13 protein-coding genes are annotated in these 13,385 nt (G+C 71.5%); 8 read left to right on the top strand and 5 right to left on the bottom strand.

Annotated features, from left to right (window positions below; all coding sequences use genetic code 11):
- Positions 1-119 precede the first annotated feature (119 nt).
- Positions 120-620 carry a SigE family RNA polymerase sigma factor gene (locus tag KBX63_RS06065; RefSeq protein WP_210909074.1) on the top strand — a complete coding sequence of 167 codons (501 nt, stop codon included), beginning with the start codon at positions 120-122 and terminating at the stop codon, positions 618-620.
- Positions 613-1,314 (top strand): hypothetical protein, encoded by a 702-nt coding sequence (locus KBX63_RS06060; protein WP_210909072.1) that lies wholly within the window; start codon positions 613-615, stop codon positions 1,312-1,314. The genes KBX63_RS06065 and KBX63_RS06060 overlap by 8 nt, the downstream gene beginning before the upstream one ends.
- A 27-nt stretch (positions 1,315-1,341) precedes the next feature.
- Here the strand turns inward: KBX63_RS06060 and KBX63_RS06055 are convergent, their stop codons facing one another.
- The gene (locus KBX63_RS06055) at positions 1,342-1,725 is read right to left on the bottom strand and encodes an MmcQ/YjbR family DNA-binding protein (protein WP_210909070.1); all 384 of its coding nucleotides are present in this window, start codon (positions 1,723-1,725) and stop codon (positions 1,342-1,344) included.
- 174 nt (positions 1,726-1,899) lie between these two features.
- On the opposite strand from KBX63_RS06055, the gene KBX63_RS06050 reads away from it, so the two are divergent.
- Together KBX63_RS06050 and KBX63_RS06045 are read left to right on the top strand one after the other, a co-directional pair.
- A complete protein-coding gene (locus KBX63_RS06050; RefSeq protein ID WP_210909068.1) occupies positions 1,900-2,505 on the top strand; it encodes a dihydrofolate reductase family protein in 606 nt (201 codons plus the stop codon).
- 310 nt (positions 2,506-2,815) lie between these two features.
- Complete coding sequence (locus tag KBX63_RS06045; RefSeq protein ID WP_210909066.1) at positions 2,816-6,745, top strand: ThuA domain-containing protein; 3,930 nt, start codon at positions 2,816-2,818, stop codon at positions 6,743-6,745.
- Between the two features lie 68 nt (positions 6,746-6,813).
- On the opposite strand, the gene KBX63_RS06040 is transcribed toward KBX63_RS06045, so the two are convergent.
- Positions 6,814-7,278: a septum formation initiator gene (locus KBX63_RS06040; RefSeq protein WP_210909064.1), complete on the bottom strand. Its 465-nt coding sequence runs from the start codon at positions 7,276-7,278 to the stop codon at positions 6,814-6,816.
- Positions 7,279-7,380: 102 nt separating this feature from the next.
- Here KBX63_RS06040 and KBX63_RS06035 point away from each other — a divergent pair, with 102 nt between their 5' ends.
- The 3 genes from KBX63_RS06035 (at position 7,381) to KBX63_RS06025 (ending at position 10,033) form a co-directional block, all read left to right on the top strand.
- Positions 7,381-8,076, top strand: a complete 696-nt coding sequence (locus tag KBX63_RS06035) for a response regulator transcription factor (protein ID WP_210909062.1) — start codon at positions 7,381-7,383, stop codon at positions 8,074-8,076.
- Positions 8,073-9,407, top strand: a complete 1,335-nt coding sequence (locus KBX63_RS06030) for a HAMP domain-containing sensor histidine kinase (RefSeq protein WP_210909060.1) — start codon at positions 8,073-8,075, stop codon at positions 9,405-9,407. The genes KBX63_RS06035 and KBX63_RS06030 overlap by 4 nt, the downstream gene beginning before the upstream one ends.
- A gap of 74 nt (positions 9,408-9,481) precedes the next feature.
- Positions 9,482-10,033 carry a PepSY domain-containing protein gene (locus tag KBX63_RS06025; RefSeq protein ID WP_210909058.1) on the top strand — a complete coding sequence of 184 codons (552 nt, stop codon included), beginning with the start codon at positions 9,482-9,484 and terminating at the stop codon, positions 10,031-10,033.
- Between the two features lie 61 nt (positions 10,034-10,094).
- Here the strand turns inward: KBX63_RS06025 and KBX63_RS06020 are convergent, their stop codons facing one another.
- Complete coding sequence (locus KBX63_RS06020; protein WP_210909056.1) at positions 10,095-11,990, bottom strand: ABC transporter ATP-binding protein; 1,896 nt, start codon at positions 11,988-11,990, stop codon at positions 10,095-10,097.
- 98 nt (positions 11,991-12,088) lie between these two features.
- Between KBX63_RS06020 and KBX63_RS06015 the strand changes: the two genes are divergently transcribed.
- Positions 12,089-12,640, top strand: coding sequence for a DUF5872 domain-containing protein (locus KBX63_RS06015; RefSeq protein ID WP_210909048.1), 552 nt, complete (start codon positions 12,089-12,091; stop codon positions 12,638-12,640).
- A gap of 5 nt (positions 12,641-12,645) precedes the next feature.
- On the opposite strand, the gene trxA is transcribed toward KBX63_RS06015, so the two are convergent.
- A complete protein-coding gene (gene trxA, locus KBX63_RS06010; RefSeq protein WP_210909046.1) occupies positions 12,646-12,993 on the bottom strand; it encodes a thioredoxin in 348 nt (115 codons plus the stop codon).
- Positions 12,963-13,355 carry a MerR family transcriptional regulator gene (locus KBX63_RS06005; RefSeq protein ID WP_210909044.1) on the bottom strand — a complete coding sequence of 131 codons (393 nt, stop codon included), beginning with the start codon at positions 13,353-13,355 and terminating at the stop codon, positions 12,963-12,965. The genes trxA and KBX63_RS06005 overlap by 31 nt, the downstream gene beginning before the upstream one ends.
- Positions 13,356-13,385: the final 30 nt, after the last annotated feature.

Here is a 13,385-nt window from a genome sequence, read left to right as displayed (position 1 = left end):
GTTGATCACTAGGGGTGTGACGGTCGCCACAATCGCGCACCGCGCGGGCGCGACCAGATGCCCCTGCCGGTTACATGCGCCGGTGACCACGGGACGAGACCTCGGAAAGCGCAGGTCAGATGCGTGACGCCGAGGAGTTCGACGCCCTCTACGCGGCCTGCGCCGGCCGGATCGTGGGTCACGTCTATGCCCTGACCGGCAACCGCAGCGAGGCGGAGGACGCCGTCGCCGAGGCGTTCACCCGAGCCTGGCAGCGCTGGTCGACCGTGCGCGAGGCGGACAGCCCGGAGGCGTGGGTCCGCCGGGTCGCCTCCCGAACCGCGGTGAGCAGTTGGCGCAAGACGTTCAACCGGATCCGCGCGCACCGCCGGGCAGCTGTCGACCAGAGCGTGCCCGGACTCAACGAGGACCACGTCGCCCTGCTTCAGGCGCTGCAGCGGCTGACCGCCAACCAACGCCGCGCCGTCGTGCTGCACCACCTGAACGATCTCAGCGTCGCCGAGGTGGCAGCCGAGATGCAGGCGCCCATCGGGACCGTCAAGACGTACCTCGCCCGCGGCCGGAGAGCCATGGCCGGGCTGCTGGACGAGGCGCGGCAGGAGGGAACCTCCCATGACTGATCCGCATGACGGCCTCACGACGATCGCCGATGCGGTCCGGCGAGTCACGACGCTGCCCGCAGCCGGGACGCTGCGCCGCCGTGGCGAGCAGCGCCGGCGGCGCCGAACGGCCGTCCGCGGGGCGGGACTGGCCCTGCTGGTCGTGACCGCTGGCGCGGCCCTCCTGCCGACGCGGGATCAGACGGTGGACCAGGGTGTCGGCTCCGCGGACACGGTCCCGCCGTCGGTCGTCCCGTCCGTGACCGCCTCGGCCGGACCGCAGGAGATCCTCGGTGGCCGGCGGCAGGTCCTGATCGTGGTGCCCGGCATTGGTCGGGCCGCACTGGCGGTCGGCCGTGACGACGATCGGGTGCGGGCCACCACCGAGCAGGGCATCGACGACCGTGCGCTGTGGGTGCTACGCCCCGAGGGGAACGCCTTCCGGATCATGCTGGCCGCGGCGCGCGGGGCCAACCAGGTCTGCATGACCGTCGTGCACGACGCCGCGCCGGGCAGCGTCCGCGGCCGGGTGTGTGACACGACCGCGCAGACGCAGCTCTTCACGATCGAACAGGTCGCCGACGGCAGTTACTCGATCTTCCAGGGCAAGCGCTACGTCCAGGTCGTCGACGGCACCAACGCCCTGGTCCCCGACCTGCCGGAGGCCCTGACCACGACGTACGAGTTCGAGGACCGCGGCAACCGGCGCGACTGAGCGCGCCCCCTCGCCCGGACAGACGGATCAGCCCAGGCGAAGGCGTCCTTCGCCGAGGTCCTCGACGAGCCCGTGCGGCGCACGCATGCGCCACGCGTCGGTCACGAGCTCTCGCAGGCGATCGACTCCCACCTCCGCCAGGCGCAGCATGACCAGCGGCAGGCCGTCGTAGCCGGGAGTGGTGAAGAAGAGGTCGGGCTCCCCGAGCAGCAGAGCCTGCTTCTCGGCCTCATCGCCGACGAACAGCACGGCGACATCGGTCCGGATCAGGCGTGGTCTGCCCGGGCTGCGCTCGGGATAGGACCAGACGAACCCCTTGCCGTCCACGCGGAAGTCGAAGCCCTCACTGTCGATCTCCACCGCCTCCGGCAGGGCCAGCGCCAGACGACGAACATCGTCCGCGTCAGCCACCGAAACCCCTCGCGGAGCGCAGAATCCCCATGCGCCCAGGCTACTGGGTCAGGTGAAGCCGTTCCGCGGTCCGGGTGAAATGCAACACCAGACCTGACCTTGCAGCCCGGAACCCCTCCGGGAAGGCTCGTGGCTCGGAACACCACACCCGGTGCCGCAACCAAGGAGATGGTCGTGCGTAAGCTCGTGTACTTCATCGCTGCCACAGTGGACGGTTTCATCGCCGGACCCGACGGCGCGGACCCTACCGGCCCTGGCGGGTTCTGGCCCATTCCGGACGACTACCTGCGCCACCTCATCTCCGGGTATCCGGAGACCCTGCCGGGCCCGGCTCGGCAGGCATTCGGCATCGACGCGGAGGGCTCGCGGTTCGACACCGTTCTGGAGGGGCGTCACTCCTACGAGGTCGGGCTCAAGGCCGGCGTGACGGACGCCTACCCCCACCTGCGTCACCTGGTGTTCTCACGCACGCTGGCGGAGAGCCCCGACCCGGCCGTCGAGGTCAGGTCCGGGGACCCGGTCGCCACCGTGCGCGAACTCAAACGGCACGACGGCAAGGACATCTGGGTGATCGGCGGTGGCGCCCTGGCCGGCGCCCTGTATCCCGAGATCGATGAGCTGATCGTCAAGCTGGCTCCACTGACCATCGGCGCCGGCATCCCGCTGTTCGGCCGCGCCGCGGTCTTCGCGCCGCGTACCTGGCAGCTGACCGATCACACCGTGCTGGACAGCGGCGCCCTCTTTCTCACCTACAGCCGTCTCGCCTCGGACGGGAGCTGACACGCCGGCAGCGGCGCCCGGGGTGGTGGCGCCGCCGTGCCTGCGGGTGGGCCGGGCGGATCGCAGGCCCGAAAACCGTAATCTGATCTCGCCTGGGAGAGTCTCGGCTGACCTGCGGAGATAACGCTCTCACGAATGGTGGGAGAGCCCTTGACGCGCCGGTGATCGAGCCGCAACGATGCATTCACATGTGTCGTGCTGGTTGCGGTCGCCCGACATGCCGGGCGACCGCAACCAGGCTCGGCGCCACCCTGCCCACCACCAGGCGTGATCGGCGCACGCCGTCCCCCGCACCGCGAAAGGACCTACCGTGCGCAGATCCCTGAGATCGTGGCTCGGCGCCGTGCTGAGCGCGATCCTCGTCGTGGGCGGCATAGTGGCCGTGCCACCCGTGGCCAGCGCCGCACCGTTCACCGTGCTGGTGTTCACCAAGACCGCCGGATTCCGGCACGGCTCCATCACCCCGGGCATCACCGCCATCCAGCAGCTCGGCGCCGCCAACGGGTTCACCGTCGAAACCACCGAGGACGCGGCCCAGTTCACCGACGCGAACCTGGACCGGTTCGCCGCGGTGATCTGGCTGTCCACCACCGGCGACGTGCTCAACGCCGCCCAGCAGGCCGCCTTCGAGCGCTACATCCAGGGCGGCGGCGGTTACGTGGGCGTGCACGCCGCCTCCGACACCGAGTACGAGTGGCCGTGGTACGGCGGGCTGGTCGGGGCGTACTTCGCCTCGCACCCGGCCGACCAGACCGCGACCATCAAGGTCGCCGACCAGGTGCACCCGTCCACCGCGACGCTGCCGCAGCGGTGGAACCGGCTGGACGAGTGGTACAACTACCGCGCCAACCCGCGGGGCAACGTGCACGTGCTGGCCACCCTGGACGAGAGCACCTACAGCGGCGGAAGCATGGGGTACGACCACCCGATCTCCTGGTGCCAGAACTACTCCGGCGGCCGGTCCTGGTACACCGGCCTCGGCCACACCGACGCGTCGTACACCGACGCGAACTTCCGCCAGCACCTGCTCGGGGGCATCATGACCGTGGCCGGCGCGGTCGACGCGGACTGCGGCCCCACGGTCACCAGCAACTTTCAGCAGGTGGAGCTGGCCAAGGGCGCGGCCGAGACCGGCGAGCCGATGAGCCTCACCGTCCTGCCCGACCGGGGCGTGCTGCACACCTCGCGCAACGGCGTGATCCGGCACACCGACGCGGCCGGCAACACCAAGGTCGCCGCCACCCTGCCGGTCTACACCGGAGACGAGGAGGGCCTGCAGGGCATCAAGGCCGACCCCAACTTCGCCACCAACCGCTGGGTGTACGCGTACTACGCGCCACCGCTGAGCACGCCGGGCGGTGGCGCGCCGGCCACCGGCACCCCGGCCGACTTCGCCGTCTGGGACGGCGTCAACCGGCTGTCGCGGTTCACGGTGAACGCGGACAACACCCTCAATCTGGGCAGCGAGACGCTGATCCTGAACGTGCCGACGAGCCGGGGCATGTGCTGCCACGTCGGCGGTGACATGGACTTCGACGCGGCGGGCAACCTGTACCTGTCCACCGGCGACGACACCAACCCGTTCGACTCGGCCGGGTTCACCCCGATCGACGAGAGGGCCGGCCGCAACCCGGCCTTCGATGCCCAGCGCACCTCGGCGAACAGCAACGACCTGCGCGGCAAGGTCCTCCGGATCAAGCCGAGCGCCGCCGGCGGGTACACCATCCCGGCCGGCAACATGTTCGCCCCCGGCACCGCGCGGACCCGCCCGGAGATCTACGCGATGGGCTTCCGCAACCCGTTCCGGATGAGCGTGGACAAGGCCACCGGCGTCGTCTACCTCGGTGACTACGGCCCCGACGCGGGCACCGCCGACCCGAACCGGGGACCGGCGGGCAACGTGGAGTTCGCCCGGATCGACCGGCCCGGCTTCTACGGCTGGCCGTACTGCACCGCCCGCAACGACGCGTACAACGACTACACCTTCCCGTCCGGCCCGTCCGGGCCGAAGTTCAACTGCGCGGGCGGGCCGGTCAACAACTCGCCCAACAACACCGGCATCACCCAGCTGCCGCCGGCCGTCTCGGCGTGGCTGCCGTACGGCGGCTCCGGCTCGCCGCCGGAGTTCACCGGCGGTGGCCTGTCGCCGATGGGCGGCCCGGTGTACCGGTACGACCCGGACAACACCTCCGCCGTGGCGTTCCCCGAGTACTACGACGGGACCTACTTCGCGGGTGAGTTCGGCCGCCGCTGGATCAAGAACATCAAGCTCGACGCGTCCGGCCAACCGCTGAAGATCAACCCGTTCCCGTGGACCGGCACGCAGGTCATGGACATGGAGTTCGGGCCGGACGGCGCGCTCTACGTGCTCGACTACGGCACCGGCTGGTTCAACGGCGACGCCAACTCGGCGCTCTACCGCATCGAGTACGCCCGCGAGGGCCGGGCACCCGTCGCCAAGGTGTCCGCCACCCCGACCAGTGGCACCGCGCCGCTGACCGTGGCCTTCTCCTCGGCCGGCACCCTCGACCCCGACGGCGACCCGTTCACCTACGCCTGGGACTTCGACAACAACGGCACCACCGACTCGACCGCGGCGAACCCGAGCTTCACGTACACCACCAACGGGACCCGCAGCCCGACGTTGACGGTCCGGGACACCACCGGCAAGACGGCGACCGCGAGCGTCGTCGTCACGGTCGGCAACAGTGCCCCGGTGGTCACCGTGAACACCCCGTTGAACGGGCAGACCTTCACCTTCGGGGACGCGGTGCCCTTCACCGTCACCGTCACCGACGCCCAGGACGGTGCGATCAACTGCGCCTGGGTGAAGGTGAACTACGTCCTCGGCCACGACTCGCACGGCCACCAGCTCGGCAGCGTGCAGGGCTGCTCCGGCGTCATCCAGACCTCGGCGGACGGCGAGCACGACACCGCGGCGAACATCTTCGGCATCATCGACGCCGAGTACACCGACCTGGGCGGTGGTGGCCAGCCGCCGCTGACCACGCACACCCAGGCCGTCCTGCAACCACGGGTGCGCCAGGCCGAGCACTTCGGTGACTCGTCCGGCATCCAGATCGTCGCCGGGGCAGCCGGGCACGGCGGCGCGGCGGTCGGCTACGTCGACAACAACGACTGGATCTCGTTCCGCCCCTACAACCTGACCGGCGTCCAGTCGTTCAGCGCCCGGGTCGGCGCTCCGGCTGGCGGCGGTGGCACGCTGGAGCTGCGGGTCGATTCGCCCACCGGGCCGCTGGTCGGTTCGGCCACCGTGGTACCCACCGGCGGGTACGCCAACTTCGCTACGGTCACCGGTGGGGTCGCCGCCCCGACCGGCACCCGGACCCTGTTCCTGGTCTTCAAGGGCACGGGCCCGTACTTCGACATCGACGAGTTCACCCTCTCCACCAGCCCCGGTGGACCAGGGCCGGACCCGGACCCCGACCCGGGCGCCAACCTGGCCCGGGGCAAGCCGGCGCGTGCGTCGAGCTTCGAGGGCGCGTACGGCGCGGCCAACGCGTTCGACGGCGTGGCCGGGACCCGGTGGGGCAGCGCCTTCAGTGACCCGCAGTGGATCGATGTGGACCTCGGTGCCACGTACTCGGTCAACCGGGTCAAGCTGACCTGGGAGGCGGCGTACGGCAGCGGGTACCAGATCCAGACGTCGCCGGACGGGGTCAACTTCACCACGATCCGTACGGTGACCGGTGGCGACGGCGGCGTGGACGACCTGACCGGGCTCAGCGGCTCCGGCCGGTACGTCCGGCTCCTCGGCACCACCCGGGGCACCGCCTGGGGTTACTCGCTGTTCGAGTTCGAGGTGTACGGCGGCACCGGGAGCCCGACCGGGGGCAACCTGCTGCTGAACAAGCCGACTCTGACGTCCAGCAACGAGGGGGCCGACGTGTCCGGCGCCAAGGCGGTGGACGGCAGCCTCACCACCCGCTGGTCGAGCGCCTTCTCCGACCCGCAGTGGATCCGGGTCGACCTCGGCAGCCCGACCGCGATCGGCCGGGTCAAGCTGAGCTGGGAGGCGGCGTACAGCAGCGCGTACCAGATCCAGACCTCGAACGACGGCACCAGCTGGACGACCGTGAAGACGGTGACCGGCGCGGACGGCGGGGTGGACGAGCACACAGGGCTCGGGGCCAACGGTCGCTACCTGCGGATCAACGGCACCGCCCGGGGCACCGGGTACGGCCACTCGCTCTGGGAGGTGGAGGCGTACGGCAGTTGAGCCACCATCGCTGACGTGGCCGGCACGGGTCTCCGTGCCGGCCACGGTCTGCCCCCGTAGCCAGCAAGTTAGTCGTCGGCGACCGCCACCGGTTCCGAGCCGATGCAGCGCACCTTCAGCTCGTACTCGCGGGCCGAGCCCTCGAACGTGACCTCGACGTCGTCGTCGGGGCCCCGGTCCACGTCACGGACCCGGTAGCCCTGCGCGGGCGCCCAGGAGACGAGGCGTACGCCACCGGCACCGCACTCGGCCACGGCCGTGCCGCCGTCGGTGGCGAACCCCCGGCGGACCCCGGAGCTGGCGCTCGGTGCGGCGCTCGCCGTGCCCGGCCCGGCCGAGGCGGTGCCCGTCGTGCCGGTGGGCACCGGCTCCGGCGAGGCGAGCGCCCGTTCGATCTCCGCCTCGCTGCGCACGCCGCCCGGGGTGCCGGTGATGCTCTCGCCCACCAGCCGGATCGCGCCCAACCCGATCAGGGTGGCCACGGCGGCGGTGGCCACCCACCCGGTGGCGACGAGGATCGAACGACGGCCCATCCCCTGACTATCCCCGATCCAGCATTGTCGTCGGCACATCCGGAGGCTAAGGCACGGTTAACGTGCGCCTCGCTGCCAGCCGCAGCGGTTAGCCTGCCAGCTGTGGCCCGCCTGCTGCTCATCGAGGACGACCTGACGATCCGTACGCCGCTGATCCGGGCGTTGCGGGAACGCGGCCACGCGGTGGCCGCCGCCTCGACGGCGATGGCCGGGCTCCGCGACGCGCTGGAGGACCGGCCCGATCTCGTCGTGCTCGACCTGGGGCTGCCGGACCTGGACGGACGCGAGCTGCTGCGGATGCTGCGCGCGGTCAGCTCGGTGCCGGTCATCGTGGCCACCGCCCGGGACGACGAGGCCGAGATCGTTCGGGTCCTCGACGCGGGGGCTGACGACTACGTGGTCAAGCCGTTCACCGCGGCGCAGCTCGACGCCCGCGCCCGGGCGGTGCTGCGCCGGGGGCCTTCCGGCGCCGACGAGCAGGCCCCGTCGCTCGTCGTCGGCGGGTTGCGGGTCGACCCCCGGGCCCGACAGGTCACCCTGGACGGAGTGGTGGTCGAGCTGACGCCCCGCGAGTTCGATCTGCTGCACCATCTCGCCGGCCGGCCCGGTCAGGTGGTCACCAAGCGCGAGCTGCTCACCGAGGTCTGGCAGATCCCGTACGGCGGCGCCGACAAGACCGTCGACGTGCACCTGTCCTGGTTGCGCCGCAAGTTGGGTGAGAGCGCCGTGGAACCCCGCTACCTGCACACCGTGCGCGGCGTCGGGGTGCGGCTGGAGGCGCCCGGGGCGCAGCGGTGAGGGCGCGCCTCGCGCTGCTGGTCGCCGCGGTCAGCGTCCTCACCCTGATCGCGTTCCTCGTGCCACTCGCGCTGCTGGTCCGCACCATCGCCGAGGACCGGGCCACGGTGCGGGCCACCGCCGACGCGCAGAGCCTGGTGCCGGTGGTCGGCACCGCCGACGCGGCGACCATCCGGCTCACCGTCGAGCAGCTCGCCGCGGAGTCCGGTCGACCGGTGAGCGTCTTCCTGCCGGACGGCACGGTGCTCGGCGCCCAGGCACCCCGTACGCCCGCGGTGGCCCTGGCGGCACGCGGGCAGAGCCTCACCGGGGAATCGGCGGCCGGCCGGGAGGTGGTCATCGCGGTGCAGGGCAGGGCGGACGGCACCGGAGTGATCCGCATCGTGGTCCCCCGGGACGAGCTGACCGCCGGGGTGACCCGGGCCTGGCTGGTGCTGGCCCTGCTCGGGGTGGTCCTGGTGATGATCGGGCTGGTGGTCGCCGACCGGCTGGCGCGCACCCTGGTCCGGCCGATCAGCGACCTCTCGGCGGTCTCGAACCGGCTGGCGAACGCCGAGCTGGACGCCCGGGTCGTGCCGGGCGGCCCGGCGGAGCTGCGTGAGGTGGCCGGCGCGCTCAATCACCTGGCCGGCCGGATCCAGGTGCTCCTGCTGCAGGAGCGGGAGCAGGTCGCCGACCTGTCGCACCGGCTGCGTACGCCGTTGACCGCGCTGCGGCTGGAGGCGGAGTCGTTGCGCGACCCGGACGACGCAGCCCGGATCACCGCTGCCGCTGACGGGCTGGAACGGGCGGTCACCGGGCTGATCCGGCAGGCCCGCTGGCGCCGGTCGCCGGCAACGGGAACGGCGGCCTCGGACGCCGCGGCGATCGTCGGCGACCGCGTCGCGTTCTGGTCGGTGCTGGCCGAGGACACCGGCCGGGCCGTCACCCTGGACCTGGAGCCCGGCCCGCTTCTCGTCGGAGTGCCCGCCGACGACCTGACGGCGGCCGTGGACGCCCTGCTGGGCAACGTCTTCGCGCACACCCCCGACGGCACGCCCTTCGCCGTCCGGCTCGCCCGAGACGCGGGCCAGGTGCTGCTCACCATCACCGACGAGGGCCCGGGGATGCCTGCCGGGGCGGTCCGGCGGGGCGCCAGCCCGGCCGGGTCGACCGGCCTCGGCCTGGACATCGCCCGGCGCGCCGCGCAGGCCGGCGGTGGTCGGCTGGAGCTGCGCACCGGTCCGGGAGGCGGGGCCCAGGTGCTGCTACGGCTCGGACCACCGACGCCCGAGCGACCGGCGACGGACGGCGGGCCCAGGTCCGCCGGGAACGGCTTAACCCGGCCTTAGCGTCCGGACAGCGCGGCGCTATCCCGATCCAGCCGATCCTCGAAGTCGACAACCGAGGAAAGGTGGACATCACGATGAAGCGCACCTCTCTGCTCCTGGCGTCGGTCGGCGGAGCGGCGGTGCTGGCCGTGGCCGGGGTCGCCGTGGGCGTCGGTGCCGCCGGCGACTCGCGGGCCACCGGCACGGCACTCGCCGCTGCCACCGTCGACCCGACGGTCACGGGCGCACCGGACGACAGCGGGACCAGCCCGGCGCCGGGCACCAGCGGCGCGCCGTCGAGCGGCGCGCCCTCCAGCGGTACGCCGTCGACCAGCAGCCCGTCGGCCGGCGGGGCCGTCGACCAGCAGCGCGCCGGCGAGATCGCGCTCGCCAGGGCCGGCGGTGGTCAGATCGTCGAGGTGGAGGCCGAGCAGGAGCACGGCCGGCCGGTCTGGAGCGTCGAGATCGTCGCGGGCGACACCGAGCACGAGGTCGACGTCGACCGGGACAACGGCACGGTGCTCAAGGCCGAGCAGGAGCCGGTCGACGACGATGACGACGGCCGGGACGACAACGGCGACGACCGGGACGACGACGGCGACGACAGGGACGACGATGACGACGACAAGTCCGGCGACGACGACTGACGCCGGGTTGCCGCCGCCCACCACGGGCTCACCGTGGCGGGCGGCGGTACGACGGCGTTCCTCAGACGGCCGCGACGCGCTCCTCCTGGACCACCGGCTCGTCCTGGTCGAACTGGGTGCGGTACAAGTCCTGGTACCGGCCACCGGCGGCGAGTAGCTCGCTGTGCCGCCCGCGTTCGACGACGCGTCCGTCCTCGATGACGAGGATCTGGTCGGCCGCGCGGATGGTGGACAGCCGGTGCGCGATGACCACACTGGTCCGGCCGGTCAGGGCCTCGGCGAGGGCGGCCTGCACGGCGGCTTCCGATGTGGAGTCGAGATGCGCCGTTGCCTCGTCGAGGATGACCACCCGGGGACGCGCCAGCAGCAGCCGCGCGATGGTGAGCCGTTGCCGCTCGCCGCCCGACAGGCGGTACCCGCGTTCACCGACGACGGTGTCGAGCCCGTCCGGAAGTGAGCGGATCAGGGTGTCGAGCCGGGCCCGGCGCAGCACGTCCCACATCTCCTCCTCGGTCGCGTCCGGCCGGGCGAACACCAGGTTGGCGCGGATGCTCTCGTGGAACAGGTGCCCGTCCTGGGTCACCACGCCGAGTGCCGTTCGGATCGACTCGGCCGACAGGTCGCGTACGTCGACGTCGGCGAGCTTCACCGCGCCATCCTCGACGTCGTACAGGCGCGGCACGAGTTGGGCGATCGTCGACTTGCCCGCTCCGGAGGAGCCGACAAGGGCCACCATCTGCCCCGCTTCGGCACGGAACGACACGCCGTGCAGAACCTCCTCGCCGCCGCGCGTATCGAGCTTCGTCACATCCTCGAGGGACGCGAGCGACACCTTGTCGGCCGACGGGTAGCCGAACCGGACCGAGTCGAACTCCACGGCGACCGGTCCGTCGGGGAGCGGCCGGGCGTCGGACCTGTCGAGGATCAGTGGCTTGAGGTCGAGGATCTCGAAAACCCGCTCGAAGCTCACCAGCGCGCTCATCACCTCGACCCGGGCGCTGGCCAGCGACGTCAGCGGCGCGTAGAGGCGTGACAGGAGCAGCGCGAGCGCGACCACGGTGCCGGCGTCGAGGCTGCCCCGAAGGGCGTAGAGGCCGCCCAGCCCGTAGACCAGTGCCAGCGCCAGCGAGCCGACAACGGTGAGCGCGGTGATGAAGACCCACTGGAGCATTGCGGCGCGGATGCCGATGTCGCGCACCCGCCGTGCCCGCGCCGCGAACTCGGCCGACTCCTCGGCCGGACGCCCGTACAGCTTGACGAGTGTCGCGCCGGGTGCGGAGAAGCGTTCGGTCATCCGGGTGCTCATGGCCGCGTTGTGCTCGGCCGCCTCGCGCTGCAACTGGGCGAGCCGCGAACCCATCCGCCGGGCCGGGAGGACGAAGATGGGCAGCAGTACGAGCGCCAGCAGCGTGATCTGCCACGAGAAGCTGAGCATGACCGCCAGCGTCAGGAGCAGTGTGACGGCGTTGCCGACCACACTCGACAGGGTGTCGCTGAAGGCCCGTTGCGCGCCGATCACATCGTTGTTCAATCGGCTGACCAGCGCACCCGTACGGGTGCGGGTGAAGAACGCCACCGGCATGCGCTGGACGTGGTCGAAGACGGCTGTCCGCAGCTGGACGATCAGGCCCTCACCGATGCTGGCGGACAGGAACCGCGTCACCAGACCCAGGCCGGCTTCGGCCAGGGCGATCACCGCGATCAGCACCGCCAACCGGATCACGATGCCGCTGTCGGCGCCGTCGACGATCGCGTCGACCACCCGACCGGCGAGGACCGGCGCCGCCACCGTGAGGACCGCCGTCACCACGCTCAACAGCAGGAACCTCATGATCAAACTACGGTGCGGCCGCGCGAACCGCGCGATGCGCTTCAAGGTGGCCCGGGACAGTGGTCGTTCGTCCTGCGCGTTCATCGCGTGGTGCAGAGACATCCACGCGGTAACTTCCATGCTCATGCCGTACCTCCGTGTAGCAGGCTAGAACCTCGTGCGAGGTTGAGGTCAAGCCGCCGCGCAGGAGGCATATGCGGTGCGGCCACGGGTAGCTGCGATTTATGGCTCAGTACACGAAGCCCGAGCTCAGAGAACAGATCAAGGAAGAGATCAAGGCTTCCGACAAGGGCGGCAGACCGGGGCAGTGGTCGGCGCGGAAGTCACAACTGGTCACTCAGGAGTACAAGAGGCGCGGCGGGGGGTTCCTGGGCCCCAAGGACGAGCGGCAGAAGTCCCTGCAACGGTGGGGCGCGGAGGACTGGCAGACCAGGGAGGGCGACACCCGGGCCCGGCGCGGCGACACAACCAGTCGCTACCTGCCGAAGAAGGCCTGGGAGGAGCTGTCGGAGGACGAAAAGCGCGCCACCGACACCAAGAAGCGGAAGGCGTCGCGGACCGGCAGGCAGTTCGTGGCCAACACGGGGCCGGCCAAGCGTGCCCGCCGGGACGCCACGACGGCCGGACGGATGTCGGAGATGTCCGTCGCCGAGGCGGCCAAGCTGGTCCGTGGCCTCGACACGCGACAGCTCAGGTCCGCCCTGCGGAACGAGCGCGGCGGCAAAGCCCGCAAGACGCTCATCCAGCGACTCGAGGCGGAACTCAACCGACGCTGACCGAGCTACAGGCCGGCCTGGGTGGTCAGGGTCTGTCGCAGGTGAGTCTTCGGCCGGGAGCCCACGGTCGAGCCGACGACCTCGCCCTGGCGGAACACCAGCAGGGTTGGCAGGGACATGACGCCGTACCGCCGGGTGGCCTCCGGGTTCTCGTCGGAGTTGAGCTTGGCCACGACCATCCGCCCGCCGAACTCCCCGGCCAGCTCGGCCAGGCTCTTCTCGATCGCCCTGCAGGGCGGGCACCAGTCGGCCCAGAAGTCGACCACCACGGGCCGGTCGCTGGCCAGCACCAGCTCGGCGAACGTGTCGTCGGTGACGGTGACTAGTGAGCCGAGTGCCGTTTCCTGGGGCATGGTTCCTCCCGATGCGCGATGGCGTGGGTGAGCTGGGTGTGGAGCTGCCGGCGTACCGCCCCGAGCCGGTCGAGGTAGGCGTCGACCTCGGCGAGCTTGCGTCGCAGCACCGTCACCGAGTCCGGGCAGACGTCGCCGGACGCGTTGCCGGCCCGGAGGCAGGCGACGAACGGGCGGACGTCGTCGAGGCCGAAGCCGACGTCGAGCAGCGCCCGGATCTCCCGTACGACCCGAAGCTCCGCCTCGTCGTAGACGCGGTAGCCGTTGGCGGAGCGCTCTGGGCGTACCAACCCGTGCGCCTCGTAGTAGCGCAGGGCGCGCGTGCTCGTGCCGGCCCGCTCAGCCAGCTCACCGATCAGCATCCGACCCCCTCCGCCAGCCCGTCGCGACCA

The sequence above is a fragment of the Micromonospora sp. U21 genome (assembly GCF_018070045.1).
Lineage (GTDB): Bacteria > Actinomycetota > Actinomycetes > Mycobacteriales > Micromonosporaceae > Micromonospora.
This window is presented reverse-complemented; position numbering and strand designations above follow the sequence as displayed.